Annotated in this window: 20 protein-coding genes and 1 tRNA gene; 14 read left to right on the top strand and 7 right to left on the bottom strand. The window is 51.6% G+C overall.

Annotated elements, in window-relative coordinates; genetic code table 11:
• Together mfd and HMY34_RS01335 are read right to left on the bottom strand one after the other, a co-directional pair.
• Nucleotides 1-3,504, bottom strand: a complete 3,504-nt coding sequence (gene mfd / locus HMY34_RS01340) for a transcription-repair coupling factor (RefSeq protein WP_202717376.1) — start codon at nucleotides 3,502-3,504, stop codon at nucleotides 1-3.
• A gap of 34 nt (nucleotides 3,505-3,538) precedes the next feature.
• Nucleotides 3,539-4,795 (bottom strand): SEL1-like repeat protein, encoded by a 1,257-nt coding sequence (locus HMY34_RS01335; protein WP_202717375.1) that lies wholly within the window; start codon nucleotides 4,793-4,795, stop codon nucleotides 3,539-3,541.
• A gap of 232 nt (nucleotides 4,796-5,027) precedes the next feature.
• Between HMY34_RS01335 and minC the strand changes: the two genes are divergently transcribed.
• The 3 genes from minC to minE all read left to right on the top strand — a co-directional run bounded on the left by minC (nucleotide 5,028) and on the right by minE (nucleotide 6,934).
• Nucleotides 5,028-5,756 (top strand): septum site-determining protein MinC, encoded by a 729-nt coding sequence (gene minC / locus HMY34_RS01330; protein ID WP_228287949.1) that lies wholly within the window; start codon nucleotides 5,028-5,030, stop codon nucleotides 5,754-5,756.
• Between the two features lie 107 nt (nucleotides 5,757-5,863).
• Nucleotides 5,864-6,670, top strand: coding sequence for a septum site-determining protein MinD (gene minD, locus HMY34_RS01325; protein ID WP_202717374.1), 807 nt, complete (start codon nucleotides 5,864-5,866; stop codon nucleotides 6,668-6,670).
• Between the two features lie 3 nt (nucleotides 6,671-6,673).
• On the top strand, nucleotides 6,674-6,934 hold the full coding sequence (gene minE / locus HMY34_RS01320) for a cell division topological specificity factor MinE (RefSeq protein ID WP_202717373.1): 261 nt from the start codon (nucleotides 6,674-6,676) through the stop codon (nucleotides 6,932-6,934).
• A 44-nt stretch (nucleotides 6,935-6,978) separates the two neighbouring features.
• On the opposite strand, the gene HMY34_RS01315 is transcribed toward minE, so the two are convergent.
• Nucleotides 6,979-7,491 (bottom strand): TlpA family protein disulfide reductase, encoded by a 513-nt coding sequence (locus tag HMY34_RS01315; RefSeq protein WP_202717372.1) that lies wholly within the window; start codon nucleotides 7,489-7,491, stop codon nucleotides 6,979-6,981.
• A 40-nt stretch (nucleotides 7,492-7,531) separates the two neighbouring features.
• Between HMY34_RS01315 and gph the strand changes: the two genes are divergently transcribed.
• From gph to HMY34_RS01295, 4 genes are read left to right on the top strand one after another with little or no spacing between them, the layout of a single operon-like run.
• Complete coding sequence (gph, locus tag HMY34_RS01310; RefSeq protein ID WP_202717371.1) at nucleotides 7,532-8,203, top strand: phosphoglycolate phosphatase; 672 nt, start codon at nucleotides 7,532-7,534, stop codon at nucleotides 8,201-8,203.
• Entirely contained in the window at nucleotides 8,203-9,513 is a 1,311-nt protein-coding gene (locus HMY34_RS01305; RefSeq protein ID WP_202719093.1) for a DNA recombination protein RmuC, read from the top strand. Before gph ends, HMY34_RS01305 begins: the two co-directional genes overlap by 1 nt.
• On the top strand, nucleotides 9,497-10,435 hold the full coding sequence (locus HMY34_RS01300; protein ID WP_202717370.1) for a hypothetical protein: 939 nt from the start codon (nucleotides 9,497-9,499) through the stop codon (nucleotides 10,433-10,435). The genes HMY34_RS01305 and HMY34_RS01300 overlap by 17 nt, the downstream gene beginning before the upstream one ends.
• Nucleotides 10,436-10,438: 3 nt before the next feature.
• Nucleotides 10,439-11,344, top strand: a complete 906-nt coding sequence (locus HMY34_RS01295; protein WP_202717369.1) for a hypothetical protein — start codon at nucleotides 10,439-10,441, stop codon at nucleotides 11,342-11,344.
• A 1-nt stretch (nucleotide 11,345) separates the two neighbouring features.
• Here the strand turns inward: HMY34_RS01295 and rlmB are convergent, their stop codons facing one another.
• A complete protein-coding gene (gene rlmB, locus HMY34_RS01290) occupies nucleotides 11,346-12,089 on the bottom strand; it encodes a 23S rRNA (guanosine(2251)-2'-O)-methyltransferase RlmB (protein ID WP_202717368.1) in 744 nt (247 codons plus the stop codon).
• The gene (gene rnr, locus HMY34_RS01285; RefSeq protein WP_202717367.1) at nucleotides 12,089-14,425 is read right to left on the bottom strand and encodes a ribonuclease R; all 2,337 of its coding nucleotides are present in this window, start codon (nucleotides 14,423-14,425) and stop codon (nucleotides 12,089-12,091) included. The genes rlmB and rnr overlap by 1 nt, the downstream gene beginning before the upstream one ends.
• A gap of 140 nt (nucleotides 14,426-14,565) precedes the next feature.
• Between rnr and HMY34_RS01280 the strand changes: the two genes are divergently transcribed.
• The 7 genes from HMY34_RS01280 to HMY34_RS01250 all read left to right on the top strand — a co-directional run bounded on the left by HMY34_RS01280 (nucleotide 14,566) and on the right by HMY34_RS01250 (nucleotide 19,285).
• Nucleotides 14,566-14,652 (top strand) — tRNA-Leu (locus HMY34_RS01280).
• 58 nt (nucleotides 14,653-14,710) lie between these two features.
• Nucleotides 14,711-15,367 (top strand): pseudouridine synthase, encoded by a 657-nt coding sequence (locus HMY34_RS01275; RefSeq protein WP_202717366.1) that lies wholly within the window; start codon nucleotides 14,711-14,713, stop codon nucleotides 15,365-15,367.
• 116 nt (nucleotides 15,368-15,483) lie between these two features.
• The gene (locus HMY34_RS01270; protein ID WP_202717365.1) at nucleotides 15,484-16,128 is read left to right on the top strand and encodes a YiaD family glycine zipper/OmpA-like lipoprotein; all 645 of its coding nucleotides are present in this window, start codon (nucleotides 15,484-15,486) and stop codon (nucleotides 16,126-16,128) included.
• Nucleotides 16,129-16,226: 98 nt separating this feature from the next.
• Nucleotides 16,227-16,769: a CDP-alcohol phosphatidyltransferase family protein gene (locus HMY34_RS01265; protein ID WP_202717364.1), complete on the top strand. Its 543-nt coding sequence runs from the start codon at nucleotides 16,227-16,229 to the stop codon at nucleotides 16,767-16,769.
• Nucleotides 16,754-17,893 (top strand): AI-2E family transporter, encoded by a 1,140-nt coding sequence (locus HMY34_RS01260; RefSeq protein WP_228287948.1) that lies wholly within the window; start codon nucleotides 16,754-16,756, stop codon nucleotides 17,891-17,893. Before HMY34_RS01265 ends, HMY34_RS01260 begins: the two co-directional genes overlap by 16 nt.
• Entirely contained in the window at nucleotides 17,890-18,606 is a 717-nt protein-coding gene (gene hda, locus HMY34_RS01255) for a DnaA regulatory inactivator Hda (RefSeq protein WP_202717363.1), read from the top strand. The genes HMY34_RS01260 and hda overlap by 4 nt, the downstream gene beginning before the upstream one ends.
• A gap of 10 nt (nucleotides 18,607-18,616) precedes the next feature.
• Nucleotides 18,617-19,285 carry a tellurite resistance TerB family protein gene (locus tag HMY34_RS01250; RefSeq protein WP_202717362.1) on the top strand — a complete coding sequence of 223 codons (669 nt, stop codon included), beginning with the start codon at nucleotides 18,617-18,619 and terminating at the stop codon, nucleotides 19,283-19,285.
• Here HMY34_RS01250 and HMY34_RS01245 read toward each other — a convergent pair.
• Nucleotides 19,282-19,458: a PA3496 family putative envelope integrity protein gene (locus HMY34_RS01245; RefSeq protein WP_202717361.1), complete on the bottom strand. Its 177-nt coding sequence runs from the start codon at nucleotides 19,456-19,458 to the stop codon at nucleotides 19,282-19,284. The two genes, HMY34_RS01250 and HMY34_RS01245, sit on opposite strands and share 4 nt — an antisense overlap.
• 89 nt (nucleotides 19,459-19,547) lie before the next feature.
• Nucleotides 19,548-21,803 (bottom strand): protein-disulfide reductase DsbD, encoded by a 2,256-nt coding sequence (locus tag HMY34_RS01240; RefSeq protein ID WP_228287947.1) that lies wholly within the window; start codon nucleotides 21,801-21,803, stop codon nucleotides 19,548-19,550.
• Nucleotides 21,804-22,091 lie beyond the last annotated feature (288 nt).

The following is a 22,091-nucleotide window of genomic DNA, read 5'->3' as shown; positions in this document are numbered from 1 at the left end:
TCATCCCCCAATCTCCCCCATCAACTTAACCACCCACTCCTCCCGCTCCTCCACCGTCGGCAATTCCACCTCAAACCGCAACTTATCCTGCCCATCCAGCTTAAACACCCACGGGCGTTTCTGGATCAGCGTAATCACCTTCATCGGGTCAATATTCGGTTTGTCGTCAAAGATAATCCGCCCGCCTTTGACGTGCATATCCAGCTTGCGGATGCCCAGTTCCTGCGCCAGCAGTTTGACCCGTGTGACGCTGAACAGCGTCTTGGTCGGCTCTGGCAACAGCCCGAAGCGGTCGATCATTTCCACGCGCAATTCGTCCAGTGCTGCCTGCGATTCCGCGCTGGCAATGCGTTTGTAGAGGATCAGCCGCGCATGGACATCCGGCAAATAATCGTCGGGGATCAGCGCAGGCGCACCCAATTCCACCGTGGTGCGGCGGCTGGTGGCGCTCAGTTCCGGCACTTTGCCCGACTTCAACGCCTTCACCGCCCGTTCTAGCAGGTCGTTGTAGAGGTTGAAACCGATCTCCTGAATCTGCCCGCTTTGCCCTTCGCCGAGCAATTCGCCCGCGCCGCGAATCTCCAGATCGTGCGTCGCCAGCGTGAAACCGACCCCCAGTTCTTCCAGCGATTCAATCGCTTCCAGCCGCTTGACCGCATCCGGCGTGAGCGCGGATTTCGGTGGCGCAATCAGGTAGGCATAAGCGCGGTGGTGCGAACGCCCGACCCGCCCACGCAACTGGTGTAACTGCGCCAGCCCCAGCTTGTCGGCACGGTTGATCAAAATCGTGTTGGCGGTCGGCACGTCAATGCCGCTTTCAATGATGGTGGTGGCAATCAGAATCTGGAAACGCTGGTGGTAAAAATCGCTCATGATGTTTTCCAGCTCATTCGCCCGCATCTGCCCGTGGGCATGGCGCACCGTCACACCGGGCAACATCGCGCTGAGTTCCTGCTCCACTTTGTCGATGGTTTTGACCTCATTGTGCAGCACGTACACCTGCCCGCCGCGTGACAATTCCCGCGCACACGCCTCCTGAATGATGGTCTTGTTCCACTCGCACACAAAGGTTTTGATCGCGTGGCGTTGCGTCGGCGGGGTGGCAATGATCGACAAATCGCGCAAGCCCGACAGCGACATATTCAGGGTGCGCGGAATCGGCGTGGCGGTCATGGTCAACATATCGACATTGGCACGCAGCTTTTTCATCTGCTCCTTGTCGCGCACCCCGAAGCGGTGTTCCTCGTCGATAATCACCAGCCCCAGTTGCTTGAAATGCACATCGTCCTGCAACAGCTTGTGCGTACCGATCACAATGTCGATCTTGCCGGACGCGAGTGCCTCCAGTGCCTTGCTGGTTTCCTTGCCGGTCTTGAAGCGTGACAGCGATTCGATATTGAACGGCCAGTCCGCAAAACGGTCACGGAAATTGTTCAAATGCTGCTGCGCCAGCAAGGTCGTCGGCGCAATCATTGCCACCTGCTTGCCCGCATTCGCCGCCACGAACGCCGCCCGCATTGCCACTTCGGTCTTGCCGAAACCCACGTCGCCGCACACCACCCGATCCATTGGCTGCGCGGAACGCATGTCCTTGATCACGTTTTCAATCGCCAGTGCCTGATCTGGCGTTTCCTCAAACGGGAACGCGCCCGCAAACAGGCGGTAATCGTTGTCGTCAAACGGGAAGCTATGCCCCTGCTGCGCGGCGCGACGGGCGTGGATGTCGAGCAATTCCGCCGCCACATCCCGCGCTTTTTCCGCCGCTTTTTGTCGCGCCTTGTCCCACTGCTCGTTGCCGAGGCGGTGCAAGGGCGCGTGTTCCGGGTCTGCCCCGGTGTAACGGCTGACCAGATGCAGCGCGGCAACGGGGACGTACAGCTTGTCGTGGTTGGCGTATTCGATCAGCAAATATTCCGCCGTCACCCCGCCCGCAGTGACCGTTTCCAGCCCCAGATAGCGCCCGACCCCGTGTTCCTCGTGGACTACGGGTGCGCCTTCGTTGAGGTCGGTCAGGTTGCGGATGATGGCATCGGCATCGCGGGTGGCTTTGCGGCGACGGCGTTGCTGCTGGATTTGCACCCCGTGCAACAGGTTTTCGGGAATGACCGCAATCTTCGCATCGGGCAGCCAGAAACCGTTTTCCAGCGGTGCGACCGTGACTGCCATTTCCGCTTTGCTACCGAGGAAATCCTGCCATGTTTCCAGCGTTTTGACCACAATGCCATTGTCTTTCAGCAGGGTGAGGAAGGCCTCGCGCCGCCCGGCAGATTCGGCGGTGAACAGTACACGTCCTTGCAGGTCTTTAAGGAAGTTGAACAGCAGGAATAGGGGCTGTTCTTGGCGAGCGTGGATGAGCAGCGAGGGCAGGGCGGCGATGGGGTAATTAATGGTGTTGTCGGAAGAAGGGCGACCACCGGTCGCCCCTACGGGGTGTAGGGGCGACCGGTGGTCGCCCTCTTTTCCCTTCTCAATTTCTTTAAACCGCTGCACCTCAATCCGTGGATAATCCCCCACCCAGCTTTGCAGCATCGCCGCCGTCAAAAACAACTTCTCCGGCGCAAGCAACGGTCTTTCCACATCATGCCGCCGCTGCTCATACCGATACTCCACCGTCTCCCAAAACTGCTTAACCGCCGCATCCACGCCCTCAGCGAGTACCAGCAGCGTCTTTTTCGGCAAGTAATCAAACAGCGTCGCAGTATGCTCAAAAAACAGTGGCAAGTAATACTCAATCCCCGCTGGCGGCTTGCCCTGACTCACGCCCTCGTAAATGCGGCTACGGGTCAAATCCCCCTCAACTTGCGCCCGATAATTTTGGCGAAAAGTACGAATCCCCGCTTCATCCAGCGGAAATTCCCGTGCAGGCAGCAACTCGATGCTATCCACCACCACATCTGTCCGCTGCGTTTCCGGGTTGAAGGTGCGGATCGAATCAATTTCTTCATCAAACAAATCAATCCGGTAAGGCGTATGGCTGCCCATTGGGAACAAATCGACCAGCGAACCCCGCGTCGCGTATTCGCCATGCGCCATCACTTGGCTAACATTGCGGTAGCCTGCTTCTTCGAGTTGCTTGCGCAATTTGTCGATATTGAGCGGCGAACCTTTGCGCACTACGAAGGTATGCCCGTGTACGTAACTGGTGGGGGCAAGCCGATGCAGCAGCGTGGTGGCGGGCACGAGCAGGATGCCGCGCTTCAGGTTTTGCAGCGTCGCCAGCGTTTTCAATCGTTCGGAAATAATGTCTTCGTGCGGCGAAAACACGTCGTAGGGCAGGGTTTCCCAATCGGGAAAAATGTGACGCGGGATTTCCGGGGAGAAAAATTGCAGCGCGGATTCCATCTGATAGGCGGTATGCACATCCGGCACTGCCAGCAGCAGTAAACCGTCAAACCCTTGCGCAGATTGGGCGATCAGCCAGTCGAGGGATGCGCCATACAATTGCCCCCAGCGGACGTGACCGTTGGGAGCGGCGGGGAATTGGGGCTTGAGCAATGCAGGCATGAATTCGGGCTTTTATTCTGGAAAGCCCCGGATTCTAGCGGATGGCGGCGTGTTTGTCCTGAACCTGTATAGCTTCTGTGGCAGTTTTGAGGCGATGGGCTAATTCGTCACGTTCCTGCTGAGTGAGGCGTTGCAAGACATAATCGCGGTTAGCCATTGCACCGGCATGATCTTGGGCGGCGGCACGTGATAGCCAAAAAGCTGCCGTGGGAAGGTCTTTGGCAGTGCCAATGCCGTGCGCTGTGTACGTGCCTAAATTGAACTGGGCGCTGGCATTACCGGCTTCGGCGGCTTTATTAAACCATTGGTGTGCTTCGGCTAAGTCGGTTTTGACGCCTTGGCCGTTGGCAAACATAATCGCTAAGCCGAGTTGTGCATCGGTGTAGCCTTGCGCGGCGGCTTGGCGATACCAATGCAGCGCCATATCGGTGTCTTTGGGGAGGTCTGAACCATACATAAACCCTAGGGTGTATTGCGCTGCCGGATTGCCCCCGTGGGCGGCTTTGCGTATCCAATCAATGCCGGTGTCACGATTTTGGGTGATACCTTGTCCGGTCAAGTATTTGATGCCGAGGTTATATTGTGCGCCTGCTTCACCTTGTGTTGCGGCTTTGCGATACCAGTGAATGGCATCGCTGAGGCTCTGGGTTAAGCCTTTGCCTTCTTCGTACATTAGCCCCAGATTAAACGCAGCGGCGGCATCACCTTGTTCGGCGGCTTTGCGAAACCAATGTGCCGCTTGTGTAAAGTTTCGTGGTAACGCCGTGCCTTGCAGGTAACGTACCCCCAAATCGAATTGGGCATTGGTATGTTGATTTTGCGCGGCTTTTTGATACCAGAAAGTTGCCTCTGCTGGGTCAGCGTGTTCGCTTGTGGTGAAATCATGCAGCAAAGCGAGATTGTATTGCGCTTCGGCATCCTGTTGCTGAGCGGCACGTTCCAGCCAATCACGCGCTTTATTGATGTCTTTGAGCGTGCGTAAGTACAACAGCCCTAAATTGTATTGTGCGTCAACATGACCGAGTGTTGCCGCTTGTTCGTAAAAACTAACCGCTTTGGCGGTGTCTTGCTTTACATGGATGCCGTTTTCGTAGAAATTAGCAAGCTCGAAAAGCGCCGGTGAATAGCCCAAAGCCGCCGCGCTTTCAAGTGATTTTAGACCATTAGCAACATCCGGTTGCTGGTTAGTGCTGGGTGCCAACAGCGTTGTAGCCTTGGCAAAGTGTTTCACAGCCTCTGCGGATGTTGATGCGGCAATGGCAGAAATTGGCAACGCCAGTGCGATTAACATCGAGGCAGTAACACCTAGACGTCTAAAAACTGTACCCCTGTACATAATAATGAAGCCCCCACGGTAAGAAATCAGGAAAAATCTTTAATTTTGTTCTACATATACTTTAATTATAGGTTGATAAGTTTTTAGGATAAAACATTTTTATCAAAAACGGTGTGCACAATGTTGTACCTTGTGTCGGTTAAGGTTAGTGTCAGGTTCAAATGTTTTTTAGTCAGGAGTCAGGGTTGTGGCGGAAGAACCGGTTGAAATCAAGGGTGAAATGACGTTGCTGAGTGTGTTGCGGCTGGCATCCGTGGATCTGGCGCTGATTCAAGATGGCGTGAAAAGCAAGCAGAATAGCTTGCCGCAATTGTTTGATAATAGCCCGCTGTTGGTTGATTGCGGTCAATTGGGCGAAACCTGTGCTGAATTAGATTTTGCAGCGTTGCGCCGTTTATTGGTGGAATTAGGCTTCATTCCTGTCGGGATACGCAATATTGCCGAAGAATGCCGCGATTTGGCGATGCAGGCAGGGTGGGCGGTTTTGCGCTCTGGGCGAGCCACAGGAGCGCCGAGTCGTGGTGAACGTCCGGTTGAGGTTGTCACGGAAGAGGTGTTAACAGAGGATACGCCTTGCCATCCGTTAACGAGCGTGAAGGTGGTTAATCGTCCGTTGCGTTCTGGTCAGCAAGTGTATTTTCCTGAAGGCAATCTGGTCATTTTACAGCACACTAGCGCAGGCTCGGAAATTCTTGCCGGTGGGTCGGTGCACGTTTATGGCTCTTTGCGCGGGCGAGTACTAGCCGGTATAGGTGGTGATACCAGTGCACGCATTTTTTGCCAGAAGCTGGAAGCTGAATTGGTGTCGATTGCCGGGCATTACCGCTTGCTGGATGACATTGAGACCAATTTGAAGGGTTCTCCCGCAATGGTTTGGCTGGACGGTGAAAAGTTGAAAATCACCCCAATGTTCTGAGAACTTCTCATTATTTATACTAAATAATAGCGGCTGTATCTGTTAATATCATTAAGGTGTTAGACCGGTGATACCCGTGACACGATGTTAATAAAAAGGAGCATCTTTTGAGCAGAATAGTTGTCGTTACCTCAGGCAAAGGCGGGGTTGGCAAAACCACTACAAGCGCGGCATTTGCGACGGGGCTTGCTATACACGGTTACAAAACCGCTGTGATTGATTTCGATGTTGGGTTGCGCAATCTTGACCTGATCATGGGGTGCGAGCGGCGCGTGGTGTACGATTTCGTGAATGTCATTAATGGCGAAGCGTCACTCAATCAAGCCTTGATTCGCGATAAACATGTACAAAATTTATATGTCTTGCCAGCGTCACAAACCCGCGATAAAGACGCACTGACCCCTGAAGGCGTGGGCAAAGTCATGGACGAGTTGCACGCGCTCGGTTTTGACTTCATTGTGTGTGATTCCCCTGCCGGTATTGAACGCGGTGCGCACATGGCGATGTATTACGCTGATGATGCGGTTGTCGTAACTAACCCTGAAGTTTCCTCGGTGCGCGATTCCGACCGCATTTTAGGTTTGCTGCAAAGTAAAACGCACCGGGCGGAACGCGGTGAAAGTGTGCGTGAACATTTGCTAATCACCCGTTATTCCCCAGCACGGGTGCAGGCGGGTGAAATGTTAGGCATGGAGGATATTCTGGAAATTCTTGCTGTGCCGCTGATCGGGGTGATTCCCGAATCACAAAGCGTGTTGCAAGCTTCCAACAGTGGTACACCCGTTATTCTCGATAAAGCCAGCGATGCTGGTCAGGCATACGACGATTTTGTGCGCCGCTTTTTGGGTGAAATAGTCCCGCACCGCTTCTTGGAAGTGGAGAGAAAGGGTTTCTTTAAAAAGCTGTTTGGGTGATCTATGGGATGGTTTAATTATTTTACGCAAACGAAACCAACCAGCGCCAAGGTTGCCAAAGAGCGTTTGCAAATCGTAATTGCGCATGAGCGTCTTGACCGCAATGGCCCGGAGTATCTGCCACAATTACGCCGCGATATTATGGAAGTAATTCGTAAATACGTATTAATTACCGAGGATCAAGTCACCGTTCAATTTGAGAAAGGTGCTGATTTTGATGTGTTGGAATTAAATATCGCCTTGCCCGAACGCGATCATTCGTGAAATGCCGGTGGGGGGTGCGCCATGCTTCCCCACCGGTAAAATCTTTACGAAGCCGGTTGTGCTGATTTTTCTGCTGCCGATTGCTTTTGAATAAACGCACTTAAGTCCTCAGCAGTGACCATACCCGGTTGTACGGCTAACAATTTACCTTGCGGGTTGTACACGATAAATGTCGGCGTGCCGATGAAACTTTCTTTGGCGGTGGTGTACAAGTATTTGTCGACTTCTGAAGGGTTGCTCAATAAATTGGTAAAGGTAAAGCCTTGTTCGTCAATGAATTTTTCGGCGTTGGCTTTGCCGCTGGTATCGTCTAGTGAAATACCAATCACATCGACTTCGGGGTTCGTCGCCTCAAAATCCACAGTGTGGTGCGCACTCGCACGGCAAGCGCGGCAATCGGATGCCCATACTTCCATCACTGTCCATTTGCCTTTGCCGACGAGTTCTTCAAAGGTGACGGTTTTGCCGTCCAGCATACTTAAGGCGGATGCGGTCGTGGAAAATAGCACCCCGTGTGCCAATAGTGCGATAATCAGCGCCTGTTTGATTCGTGACATAATCATCTCCTAAAAAATACTGATTGTATGGATGCATCTGATGCCGACAAGTTCTTTTTTACCGATAAAGTGTGTGTTATTTGATCTGGATGGCACGTTGCTGGATACCGCACCCGATTTGTTAGCCGCGTTAAACGCCGTGTTAGTTGCCGAAGGGCGCGAACATTTTACCCTCGCTCAAGCGCGTCACACCGTTTCCCACGGCAGCATTGGCATGTTGGAATTAGCGTTTGGCACCGAACAAAGTGCCGCCGATTTGCAGCGCCGCCGTGAGATCTTTCTCGATTATTATCAAGCGAATATCAGCAACCATTCGTGCTTATTTGAGGCGATGCCAGCCGTGTTAGAAACCTTGGAATCGGGTGGAATTCCGTGGGGCATTGTGACCAATAAGCCGGAATACCTGACATTTCCTTTGTTGACCGCTTTGGATTTGCACACGCGCCCGGCGTGCATTATTGGTGGCGATACTTTGCCCGTGGCTAAGCCGCACCCCGAACCCTTGTTGTTGGCGGCGCAACGTTGCGGCATTGCGCCCGCACAATGTTTGTATGTGGGCGATGCGGAACGCGACATTGTGGCGGGGCGCAATGCCGGGATGCAAACGCTGATTGCCGAGTGGGGCTATTTGAATGCCAACAATGAGCATCATGGGTGGCCTGCGGATGGCAGCCTTACGCATCCGGCTGAATTGCTGGCGTGGTTGACTTGATGGAGAGCGCTTCGTTTCAATTGGGCGGCTTCATTGATGACAATATTGTGGTATTCACGGCGCTGATTATGTTTGCGTTAGGGGCGTTGTTAGCTCACTTTGTTTACAGCGCACCGTTGCGGCAGGCACAGCGTGAATTAGAACGCCTGCAACTCTTACGGCAAACGGAAGAGCAAATCAACGAAGAACGCTTGCGGATGTTGGATGATGCGCAAGATCGCTTGCATCATACCTTTGCTTCGTTATCGCAGCGGGCATTGCGCGACAATAACACCCAGTTTCTGCAATTGGCGCATGAAACGCTGGGGCGGTTTCAGGTGGAATCGCGTACCGATTTGGAACAACGTCAGTTGTCGATTCAGCATTTGGTTGATCCGATTCGGGATGCGCTGGCAAAAACTGAGGCGCAAATTCAGCAGATTGAAAAAGATCGGCTGACGAGTTTCGGGGTTTTGAGCCAACAGATTCGCGGCATGATGCATGACCAAACCGCGTTGCGCGATGAAACCGGACGTTTGGCATCGGCATTGCGTACTCCTGGTATTCGTGGGCAATGGGGTGAATTGAGTTTGCGCCGGATTGCCGAACTGTCTGGCATGATTGAACACTGCGATTTCGTTGAGCAAACTCAGCGTAGCAATAGCGAGCGCACCATTCGCCCGGATATGGTTATCCGAATGCCGGATGCACGCGAAATGATCGTGGATGCGAAAGCACCGATGGATGCCTACCTCGATGCCGTCAATGCCGACAATGAAGACAGCCGCAAGCGGCATTTGCAACGCCATGCCCGCCATGTGCGCGATCACGTCAAAGTACTGGCAGGCAAACGTTACTGGGAACAATTTGAGCAGTCGCCGGATTTTGTGGTGCTATTCATCCCCGGTGAGCAATTTCTTGGCGCGGCGTTGGAGCAGGACAAAACCTTATTGCACGACTCCCTCAACGATAAGGTGATTCTCGCGACACCGAGTACGCTGGTGGCGTTATTGCGAGCGGTGGCGTTTGGTTGGAAACAAACGGTATTAGCTGAAAATGCCAGCAAGGTACGCGATTTGGGTGAAGAGTTGCACAAACGCCTTGCGGTTTTCCTTGACCATCTGGAGCGTTTGGGGCGTAATCTCGGCAGCAGCGTGGATACCTACAATAAAGCACTAGGTTCGCTGGAACGCAGTGTGTTGCCGGGGGTGCGCAAACTGTCGGAGTTAGGGATTTCATCGGGGCGGAACATTACCGAACCCGTACCGGTCGAAACCATGCCACGCCATCCGTATGTCAAGGATACTGAAACTAATGCTGAAACCGATTAAAACGCGCTACTACCTGACGTTGCTACAGATGTTGGTCGTCTTATTCTTGTTGGGCGTCGTCGTGTTGTTCAACAAGGAACAAGTCGCACAATTTTTCTACTCGACGCAAGCAGGACAATTGGGGTTGGTGCTGAACGGGATTATTTTATTGATTTTCCTCATCGGCTTGGTGCGCATGATTTTTATGTTCTTGGGTTTCACCCGTGAACAGGACGTATTGCAACGCTTTTTGAAGCGCGTGGATGAAAATGCACCGAACCCCGCTTACGGTTTACCAGAAGCGGCAATGATTGTGGATCGTTACCATGCGGTACAAACCATTGCCCGCCAGCACGCGGCGGTGAATCAAGCGGCACTGGCGTCTACCTTAGCCGCCGGAATGTCAACGCAATTTACCTTGGTAAGATTCGTTCATAACATTCTGATTTTAGCCGGGGTGTTTGGTACAGTGGTGTCGCTCTCGATTGCGTTGATGGGGGCGGCAGGCTTGCTGGATTCGCCGGAAAACATGCAGCAAATGGGTACGATTATTGGCGGCATGTCGAATGCCTTGAGTACCACGATTACGGCGATTGTGTGTTATGTGTTCTTTGCGTATTTTCATTTACGTCTGCAAGATGCGCGGACGCAATTGTTGGTAAATGTTGAAAACGTGACCACGTTATATATTATGCCCCGCTTTAAACACGCCGAAAATAGCTTGATGCACGATGTGGCGGTATTAACGGCGGAATTGCGCAAAGCCGCCGAAGCTATTCACGTGATTCAGGATCGTTTCTTACACGCGGGTGAACGCCTGCAATTGGCAGCCGATGATTTGCAAGTGGCGGTGAGTCAGAGCGGGGACAATCTTCGGGTCATCCGCGATTCGGTGCGCGAAGGCTTCCGCCTTGACGCTAAAACCGATAACACCAAGGGGTAGGGCATGAGTGACGGGCATTTTTCCTTCGCCTCGCTGATCAGCTCGCGGGATGAATACGAGGAAAGTTTCTGGCCATCTTTCACCGATATTATGATGGTCATTACCATGATTTTCCTGATTGTCACGGTGGCGGTGGTATTGACCAATACGCGCTTGCTGGACAATTTGCGCAACAGTGTTTTGGCTGAACAGGCTGCCCAAGTCGACGCGCAAAAATCCGCACTTGAGGCTCAACGTGCCGCCCAAGAAGCGCAACGGGCGGCGTTTGAAGCGCAAAAAGCCACTCAACAAGCCGAATTCCAGCTTCAGGCTAACGCCACGTTGGAAGAGCAGCTCGATTATTTGCAACAACGTTCTGCCAGTTTGGAAATGGAATTATTACGCAGCCGTGCGGAAACTGAAGCGGCGCGTACTAGCAGCACGGACAAAGACGCAGATTTGACGCGCTTGCAAACCCTCAGCCGTGAACAGGCGAATACCTTAGGCTTACGCGACAAAGCGATTGTTGAGTTACAAACCAATTTAGACGAGAAAAGCTCACAAGTTATTGGTTTGCAGACGAAAGTGGATGAAAGTGAAAAGAAGTTGCTAAGCCTGCAAGGTGAATTCACCGAACTTGATCAGAAATACCAGAAACTGCTCAAACCCGCCCGTTCCGCCAAAGGCAAACAGGTGGTGGAAGTGGTGTACAGCAAAAACGGTTACAGCATCCGCAAGCCGGGGGAAACGGCGGCGCGTGGCGTCAACCGTTCCGCATTGGATGGCGAGTTAAGTGCCTTGAAAACTCAGCATGGCACAGATTTGTACGTGAAAGTCATTATTCCCGACAATAGCGGCTTGTCGTACAACGAAGCGTGGCGGTTTACCAGCGAGATGCTGAAAAAGTACGATTATTATTCTGAACCATGAGTTACGATTTTTGCCGCTGACGTAAGGCTTCGTACAAGCATACGCCTGTGGCAACCGACACGTTCAAGCTCGACACTTGCCCCGCCATCGGGATCGAAATCAGGTAATCACACGATTCTTCCGTGAGGCGGCGAATACCCGCACCTTCTGCACCCATCACCAGCGCCATCGGTCCTTTCAAGTCGGCTTGATACAGGGTTTGCTTGGCTTTGTCGCTCGTACCCGTCAGCCAAATGCCGCGACTTTTCAGCGTTTCCAGTGTGCGGGCAAGGTTGGTCACGGGAATGAACGGGATGATTTCCGCCGCACCGGAGGCGACTTTGCGCACGGTCGGCGTAATGCTGGCAGCATTATCTTTGGGCGCAATGACGGCATGTACGCCCGCACCTTCGGCGGTACGCAAACACGCGCCCAGATTGTGCGGGTCTGTCACGCCATCCAATACCAGCAGAAACGGGGGTTCGCTCATGCCGTCGAGCATGTCGTAGAAGTCGTTTTCTGTCCACGATTTGAGCTTGTAATACTCGGCAACAATGCCTTGGTGGCGGTTATTGCCTGCCATTTTGTCGAGTTTATCCTCGTCAATGAGGAAGACGCGCATTCCGTTTTCTTCCGCCATCTTTTCCAATTTTTTCAGGCGGTCGTTGCGGCTGCGTTTGTCCAGCCAGATTTGTCCGAGGTTTTCGGTATCGTTGCGCAAGGCGCTTTCAACGGCATGTACGCCGCAAATAATGGATTTTGACATTAGGTGGTCGGTTTCTTCTTACGGGGTTTTCTGTTTGCCGGTTTTTTAGGACTGGCAGGTTTTTGGCTGGCGGTCGGGTCAGATTTTGGCTCGCGTTCCGTTTTGCCTTTGCTGGTGGGTTTACGGCTGCTGGGCTTTTTGGTGCGCGTTGCGTCGGCTTCGCCCTCGACTTTGGCGAGTACGAAGTCGATTTTGCGTTCGTCCAAATCCACGCGTGCCACGGTGACGTTGATGGCATCGCCAAGGCGGTAAATGCGCCCGGAGTTTTCACCCGTCAATTGGTGATGCGCGGCATCGAAGTGGTAATAATCGCTGGTCAGGGCGGTGATGTGAATCAAGCCTTCCACGAAAATGTCTTTGAGTTCGACGAATAAGCCAAAGCCCATGACGCTGGTAATGACTCCGCCGAAGGTTTCGCCAATGTGTTCCTGCATGTATTCGCATTTGAGCCATGCGGTTACGTCGCGGGTGGCATCGTCGGCACGACGTTCGGTCATGGAACAGTGTTCGCCGAGGGCTACCATGTCTTTGTGGGAATATTGATAGTCTTTGACTTTGCCGCCACGCACTAAATGGCGAATCGCCCGGTGTACCAGTAAGTCGGGGTAGCGCCGGATCGGTGAGGTGAAATGCGCGTAAAACGGTTGTGCCAAGCCAAAATGCCCGTTGGAGTCGGGGCTGTACACGGCTTGCGACATGGAGCGCAGCAACACGGTTTGAATCATATTGCGGTCAGGGCGGTCGCCCAGACTGGTCAAGAGCGCGGTGTAATCGTTCGGCGTAGGTTCGTCGCCACCGCCTAAACTTAGGGCGAGGCTGGCGAGGAATTGACGCAAATCCGCGAGTTTTTCCGGCGTGGGGCCTTTGTGGGCGCGGTGTAACGCGGGGATTTTGTACTTGCTGAGGTAGGTTGCGGCACAGACGTTGGCGAGAATCATGCACTCTTCGATCAGTTTGTGCGCGTCATTGCGTTCGGTCGGGACAATCGCTTCGATTTTGCGCTCGGCATCGAAGACGATGCGGGTTTCGGCGGTTTCAAAGTCGATTGCGCCACGGCGGTCACGCGCTTTGCGCAGGACGTGGTAGAGCGAATACAGGTCGTCGAGGTGTTCGCAGAGTTCTTGCGGGTGTTTGCGACGGGCATCCATATTGCGCTCGACCACGATTTTCGCCATATCGGTGTAAGTGAGGCGGGCGGCGGAGTGCATAATGCCTTCGACGAATTGGTAGCTGATTAGTTTGCCGCGTGCGCCGATTTGGATGTCGCAAATCATGCACAGCCGGTCAACGTGCGGGTTGAGGGAGCACAAGCCGTTGGACAAAATTTCGGGCAACATTGGGATGACTTTGCCGGGGAAATACACCGAGGTGCCGCGTTCGGTGGCTTCGCGCCCAATCGCGGAATCGGTTTGCACGTAGTGGGATACGTCGGCAATCGCGACCAGTAAGCGCCAGCCGTTACCGTCGCGTTCGCAGTACACTGCGTCGTCGAAATCTTTGGCATCTTCGCCGTCGATGGTGACGAAGGGCGTGTCGCGCAGGTCTTCACGGCGTGGGTCGGCTTTGTCTGCTTCGGGGACTTCGTAGCCGAAACGATCGGCTTCTTCGGTGATGTCGCTTGACCAGCCGTGCGGCAGTTGGTGGCTGCGGATGGCTACGTCGATTTCCATGCCGGGGGCCATGTGGTCGCCGAGTACTTCGACGATTTTGCCAGTGGGCTGGGCGCGTTTAGACGGTTGTTCAACAATCGCGGCGACGACGATTTGACCGGGTTTGGCGTTGCCTGCGGCATCCGGCGGAATCATGATGTCTTGGCTAATGCGCGAATTGTCAGGGGTGACAAAGCCGATATTGCCTTCCATGAAATAGCGCCCGACGACTTGGGTTGTGCCGCGTTCCAAGACTTCGACGACTGCACCTTCGCGGCGACCTTTGGGGTCTAGGCCACGCACGCTGCACAGGGCGCGGTCGCCGTGCATCAGGAGTTGCATTTGCTTGGCATGGAGGAAGAGGTCGGGTGTGCCGTCATCGGGTTTCAGAAAGCCGAAGCCGTCAGGATGCCCGATGACGCGCCCGGCAATTAGATCGGTGCGTTCGATGGGGACGTATTGGCGGCGACGGTTGTAAAGTAATTGCCCGTCACGTTCCATCGCCCGCAGGCGTTTTTTCAGGGCATCGACATCTCGTTCGTCGTGCAGGTGCAACGCTTCGGTGAGGGTGGCAAAGTCTAGCGGCTGTCCGTTTTCCTCCAACAGTTGCAAGATGACCTCGCGGCTGGGGATGGGGTTTTCGTACTTTTCGGCTTCGCGCTGACTATGGGGGTCGTTAAACTTCAAATTGTGTCCTTGTGTGGTTTGTCTTTTCGTATGGGTGCAGTGTACCAAAAAAATGTAATAAAAACGCGGTTTGGTGTTTGACAAGATGCCGCAAGCTCTATATATTTCGCCTCTCACAAGGCATTGCAGCTTTATGAATTGCCGAGATGGCGGAATTGGTAGACGCGCTAGTTTCAGGTATTAGTGGGGGCAACCCCGTGGAGGTTCGAGTCCTCTTCCCGGCACCAGGTTTAAAGGCTAGTTAGCAATAACTGGCCTTTTTTGCGTCTAGCATATAGGCTTTCTGTGATTGATTATACTCCTCCCACCCATACCGGCTTGCGAATCCTCTATCTCGACAAATCTCTCATTGTGGTTGATAAACCCGCTGGTTTACTTTCAGTTCCCGGTCGTGGTGATGATAAGCAGGATTGCATGATTGCTCGTGTGCAAGCCGAATTTCCTGATGCACTCATCGTTCATCGCCTCGATATGGGAACATCCGGCATTATGGTAATGGCGCGTGGCAAGGTGATGGAACGTGCCTTAAGCATCCTGTTTCAAACCCGCCAAGTGCATAAACGTTATGAAGCCGTGGTTGCGCGGCAAGTTTCGCCTACCCGTGGTGAAATCAACTTGCCGCTGTTGACGGACTGGCCTAACCGTCCACGCCAGATGGTCAGCTTTGTGTTAGGCAAACTGTCGTGTACCCGTTATCAAGTGCTTGCTTATGATACCGCAAGTGATACCAGCCGCGTTGCGCTTGAGCCGCTGACTGGGCGTACACACCAGTTGCGGGTACATTTGCAGGCGTTGGGGCATCCAATATTGGGCGACGAGTTATACGCGAGTCCAACCGTGTGCATACAGGCGCAGCGTTTGTTATTACACGCGGTATGGATCAGTTTCCCTCACCCACTCACCGGGGAGGTTTTGAGCATTAACAGCCCAATTCCTTTCTAAACGCTGGTATCTGTCATGGGATTGCGTCAAAATCTAATCAATCGTCATTGGGAACTCTGTGGGCTAACCGTGTTCTAACCCGTGACGGTATATTATAAATTATTGAGGTGTTTATTATGAAAATTTCCATGCGTACCCTGTTGATTGGTGGTATTTCGGCGGCATTGATGGCGGGTTGTAGCCCTACTGGTGAAATAACCCGTGCGCAACAGGGCGCTTTGATTGGGGCTATCGGTGGCGCAGTTGTTGGTAAAAATACCGGCGATAAAGACAGAGGCCATACCATTGCTGGCGCGGTTGTTGGTGGCTTAGCAGGTGCGGCTATCGGTAACTACATGGATCAGCAAGAAGCAGCGTTGCGTCAACAAATGCAAGGCACGGGTGTAGAAGTGACTCGTCAGGACAATAATATCGTCCTCACCATGCCAGATGCGATTACGTTTGACTTCGGTCAAGCAGCCGTTAAGCCACAGTTTTACGGTGTGCTAAATAGTTTGGCGAATACCCTGAATCAATTCCCAGAAACCCGCGTGCAGATTGCTGGGCATACCGATAATATTGGCAGTGACGCATCTAACCTGCAATTGTCACAGCAACGCGCTAACAGCGTGCGTACTTATATGGCGAGTACCGGCGTCAATGCGCAACGTATGCAGGCGGTCGGTTACGGCGAAAGCCGCCCTATCGCGGATAACAGCAGTGATTATGGACGTGCGCAAAACCGCCGTGTTGAAATTACTTTGATCCCTGTCCAGCAGTAATACAAACACAATAGTCGGAAAACCGGCACGTAGACTATAATTCGTTATATCATGAAGGCTCCACAAGGAGCCTTCTTTGTATAAAAAATGGATTTAACGTGCGGGAACAAATTCCAAATATTATTACAGTGATTCGTATCCTCTCTATTGCACCGATTTGTTGGTTGCTATGGAAGGGTTTTTACGGCTACGCCTTAGCATTGTTGGTGCTGGCGGGCTTGTCCGATGCGTTAGATGGATTTTTGGCGCGGCGCTACGGCTGGTTCACGCGCTTAGGGGCAATCCTTGACCCGGTGGCTGATAAGTTATTTGTGGTGTCTGTGTTTATCGTGTTTGGCTTGAAAGGCAGTTTGCCTTGGTGGTTAATCGTTTTGGTTATCGGGCGTGACGTGGTGATTGTGTTAGGTGCTATTGTGTATCGCCTAGTAATGGGTGAATTGGAGATGCGCCCGTTGATAATCAGCAAGCTTAACACCGGATTGCAGATTTTTTTGTTAGCAACCACGCTGTTGCACGTGGCAATCTACGCATTGCCGGGTTGGTTTAATCTGGGCTTGCAGTGGGCAGTAGCCGTAACAACGGTTATGAGTGGGCTGGCCTACGTATTGCTGTGGAGCCGCTATGCATGGAGGAAACAGTAAAGATGATACTCGATAGTGGACGCTGGTTTTGGTTGGCGACAGGCAGTATTGCGGTGGCTTTGCTGTACGTGCTTGCACCGATTTTAACCCCTTTTTTGGCGGCGGCATTTCTGGCTTATTTGGGGGATCCGCTGGTTGATCGCCTTGAGTCGTGGAAATTGTCACGCACATTGTCAGTAGTGGTGGTTTTTGTGACCATCTTTCTATTGTTATTGCTGTTTTTCCTCTTTTTGGTACCGGTGCTGGAAACGCAAACCAAATTATTTATCAATAAAGTCCCTAATTACTTGGATTGGGTAGTGAATGTTTTGGGGCCTTATCTGAACCAAAAATTCGGGGTTGATACCAGTGTTTTGGAAATCGAACAGATTAAAAACGTGATTGCGACGCATTGGAAAGAGACAGGCGGGTTTATTCGGAATGCGATTCAAACCATTTCTAAATCAGGTTTTGTGGTGCTGGGTTGGGTGGCAAATCTGGCGTTGATTCCGATTATTACGTTTTATTTGTTACGCGATTGGGATCGCATGGTGGCGTATATCGACGATTTATTGCCGCGTGCTATCGAGCCATTAATGGCTAAATTGGCGAGTGAATCCGATGAGGTTTTGGGCGCATTTTTGCGTGGGCAATTGTTGGTGATGCTGGCATTGGCGGTGATTTATTCGATTGGTTTGTCACTGGTGGGGTTGGAATTTGCCTTGCTGATTGGTTTGATCGCGGGCGTGGTGAGTTTTGTTCCCTACCTTGGTTTGATTGTAGGGGTGGCGATTGCGGGTATTGCTATTTTATTCCAGACACAGGATGTATTTGATCTGTTTTGGGTATTTGCCGTTTTTGGGGTTGCCCAGATGATTGAAGGCACTATCCTAACGCCGTTATTGGTGGGGGAGCGGATTGGTTTGCATCCCGTGACGGTGATTTTTGCGGTGCTGGCTGGTGGGCAAGTGTTTGGCTTTTTTGGTGTATTATTAGCTTTGCCGGTGGCGGCGGTATTGGCGGTAATCATGCGGCACATTCATGATACTTACAAACAGAGTGACATTTATAGCATTGATAACCCTGAGCCATTGGGCGAGATTGACTTGGATGATGGCAGTAATGAGGTGAAAGAACAGGCATGACGCAACAACTGACGTTGAACGTGGGAATGCGCGAAGGTCATCGTTTCAGTTCGTTTTTTGTAACACCTGAAAATGCTGAATTACTGGGTATTTTGAAAAACGGTTTTGAGCGCGAATTCCCGCAAATATTTTTGTGGGGCGATACCGAGGCTGGCAAATCACATTTACTGCAAGCCTATTGTGAGCGCTATTATCAGCGCGGTTTGATGGCGGCTTATTTACCGCTAGGCAGTTGCGCCCAATACGGCACTCGTGTGCTAGCCGGTGTCGAAGGCAAGCATTTGGTCGCGGTGGATGAACTCGATGCCGTGATTGGGCAGCGTGATTGGGAAGTGGCGTTGATGAATTTGATCAATATGTGCCGGACGAATCATCAGCCGCTGATTATGGCATCCCGACTTAATCCGCGTGAAATGGTTTGCGTGTTACCCGATTTTTCGTCACGTTTGTTGTGGAGCGCGGATTATCGGGTGCATCCAGTGCAAGGCGGGCAATGCTTGCAAGCCATGGCATGGCGTGCACACCAGCGGGGTTTTGAATTATCTGAACACGTCATGAAATATATTGAGCGGCATTATCCACAAAATATGACTACCCTTATGGCACTCTTGGATCAGTTGGACAGCGCCAGCTTGACCAGAGGGCGTAAAATTACGCGCGAATTTATCCGTGAAGTCATGCAAAAGAATGCCAATACATCATTGTTAAAATAAGGAGATTGAGATGGATACCAAAAATTTCTTAGATCAAATGCTGCAATCCGGCAAAGAATTGGCGCAAAAAGGCCAAAGTATCGCCGAACAAAAACTCGGTGTTCCGGCGGAGGGTGAGCAGCGTGAGCAAATGTTATCCGGCATGAAAACGGGAGCCGCCGCTGCCGGTGTGCTTGCTTTATTGCTGGGAACTAGCGCCGGGCGACGGGTAACGGGAGCCGCCGTTAAAGTCGGTAGCTTGGCAGCATTGGGCGGTTTGGCTTATCAAATGTATCGCCAATGGGAAGTTAATGCGGGTAGCACTGGCAGTGCTCCGGCAAATGACCCCGCGTTATTGGAAGCGCCTGCGCCTAAAGCAACGGCTGAAATTCTGTTGAAAGCCATGATTGCGGCGGCTAAAGCCGATGGGCATGTCGATTCTGCTGAATTAGCCAGTATTCGTCAGCAATTAGCGGGTCTCAAAGCCGAGGATGATCTCAATGACATGATTCTGCATGAATTGGCACAGCCTTTGGATGCTAAGCAAATTGCAGCACTGGCCAATAATGATTTAGCCGTGGCAACAGAGATTTATCTGGTCTCGGCAGCGATTATTGACGGTGCGAACGAAGCAGAACAAGTGTATTTGGAAGATTTGCGCAGTGCCTTGCAATTGCCTGAGGCGGTTTCTGCACCTTAATCTTCAAATACATCTTTTAGACGGCGTTCGAGTGCTTTGCGCTCTAGGTAGTCTTCGAGATTGCGCCGTACCACGTGTGGTTTAGTTTTTTTACCATCTGTGTGTACGGCTGTTTTTTCTAACTGGAAGATTTCGTCTTCTTGTTCCGTGTAATAGTCTTTGTTATCACGCATGAAATAACTCCTGTTGTCGTTATTTGTTTGATTTTCATCAGTTTTATATGTGTGACGATTGTATGCAGTATTAACTTAACTCATGCTGATTACTTTGCCGCTTGTTGCATGAAGGACGTCGCTTGTAAGCGTAGTTGCTCCGGTGTGACATCACCAACCAGACGTAATGCCCGTAATTCTTCCCCGGCATTACTGAAAAACACCAGAGCAGGCGGCGCTATGACATCGAAGCGCTTTTGCAATGCTAAGTCATTTTCAGTCTGGTCAGTAACATCCACTTGTAAGAAGAGTGTATTTCCCAACGTTTTAATAGACGCTGGGTCTTTGAACGTGGTTTTTTCCATGGTGTGACAATAACTGCACCAATCCGCATAGAAGTCTAGCATGACGGGGCGTTGTTGTGATTTGGCTTGTTTTAGCGCGGTTTCTAGCGCGTCAATACTTTGAATCCGTTGAAAAGTGATAGCTGCTTCAGTGGTTTGACCAGGGGCGGTGCTGACAGAAAAAATACCTTTCAGCGGTTGCAACAAATTGGTGCTGCCAGCAGATAAACCGAGCAGGATCAATGCCCCATAGAATAATTGCAGCATACCGGTACTTTTCCAGAAGCGACCCCAGCCCCCGGCATCTTCTTCAATTTTCTCCAATGCGCCCATGTAAACACCGGATGAAACCAACAGAATACCGGTAAGCGCCATGGTAATTTCAATGGAAACAATGCGACTGAGCATGTAAATCGCCACACCCAGCATAATAATGCCGAAGAGTGCTTTGACGGTATCCATCCAAATACCCGCGCGTGGTAACAGATGACCGGCGGATGCACCGATGAGAATTAACGGTACGCCAATGCCCATACCGAGTGAGAATAAAGCCGCTGCCCCTAACCACGCATTATTGCTTTGGGTAATAAACGTTAAAATACCGGCAATAGCAGGGCCAGCACAGGGGCCAACAATCAAGGTCGACAAAAAGCCCATAATGGCAGCGCCAACAAAGCTACCGCTTTCTTGTTTATTGCTGATTTCATTTAAACGGCTTTGCAGGCTATTGGGTAACTGTAAATCGTAAAAGCCAAACATGGAGAAGGCAAGCGCCACAAAGAGGGCGCTCATTAAGCCGATGGCTATCGGATGTTGCAGTACCGCTTGGAGGTTTTGCCCAAAATAACCAAAGACAAACCCAATAATCGCATAAGCAATAGCGCCCGAAATAACGTAAGTAACGGAAAGCCATAGTGCTTTACGCGAAGAAGTGTTGCCATACCCAGCAATTATCCCTGAAAGAATGGGAACCATCGGGAAAATACACGGGGTGAAAGCCAGTAATAAGCCTAAACCAAAAGTAATTGCAATGATCTGTAATAATGAGCTGTCTTCAAGGCGTTGTGTCAAAGCATCTTGTTGATTTAGAGGGGCTTTGACCACAGCATTGGTTTCACCCTCAGCAAGTGGTTTGGCATCGGGCAAACCCGTTAAAATTAGCTCCTGACTTTGTTTGACGGGGGGGTAGCAAACACCGGTGCTATCAGCGCAACCTTGATATTCGGTTTCTACGACCAGCTTTTTCAGCCCAGTTGATTGCAGTATGGGAATTTTGACATCAATATCTTCACCGTATACTTCGATCTTACCAAAGTATTCGTCATCAACTATTTTACCCGTTGGAAAAATAGGTGCGCCGAGCGTGACACCTTGTGGTTCTTTAACGGTAAATTGGATTTTAGGGCGGTATAAATGATGTTCTGGCTGGATAATCCAATGCGCATTTAACATGCCTTTATCGATGGCGCTTAGCTCGAATACAAAGGCTTGATCGACAGGCATTGCGCCGCCTGCACCGGGTTTTTGCGCCTGCTTAATAATGTTGGTCAGTGTGGCGTCGTCAGCAGGCGGTGCTGTTTTGGCGGCAGGTGGTGCCGTTTTATCGGTAGTGTTATCCAGTGCCGCTAATTGTAATTTAGCTGTTTTTTTCTGAGGGGCATAACACAAACCGGCATCGGCACACCCCTGATATTTGACTTTGAGTGCCAATTCCAGTGCTTGTGAACGGGTTTGACCGCGTTCAATCGGAATCTCAATCACGACCTGATTATGGTAAACCTCAGTTTGACCAAAAGTAGGGTCGTTTTTGCTTTCGCCGGTTGGGAACGTAGCGGGAGCAAAGCTTAAATTTGGGGTTTCTGGTTCAAATGTAAAGCGTTGACGATAAAGGTAATAACCTTCGGCAATGTCCCAAGTGGCTTTGATTTTATCGGGTGCAATGACTTCAGCCTTGAATTTGAAGGCTTGGTCTGGTGGCAGCATGTCTTCTTGCTTGAGTGCATGAGCTTGTATGGAAGCCATAAGCAACAGCAGGAAGCAGAGTAATTTTCTCATTGTTGGGCGCTCTCTAACCTGCACACGGGGGAGGGGCCAGTAGCCTGCTCCGGCAGGAGTGTCATTACAAGTAGACAATCCGTCATCTTTATAGCGTGGTGTAATTGAATTCGGGTAATAGTAGAGTAAATGTCTGGGATCGGCAAAATATCTTCGCACCATTTTGCATCATATCGCGTGTTTTTGTTTGTTGGGATGGAGCAGGTCAGGCACGCAACATGAAGTTGTGCTTTGTGCAACAAACTGTGGTTTGAA

The organism is Thiothrix subterranea, assembly GCF_016772315.1.
Taxonomy (GTDB): domain Bacteria; phylum Pseudomonadota; class Gammaproteobacteria; order Thiotrichales; family Thiotrichaceae; genus Thiothrix; species Thiothrix subterranea.
This window is presented reverse-complemented; position numbering and strand designations above follow the sequence as displayed.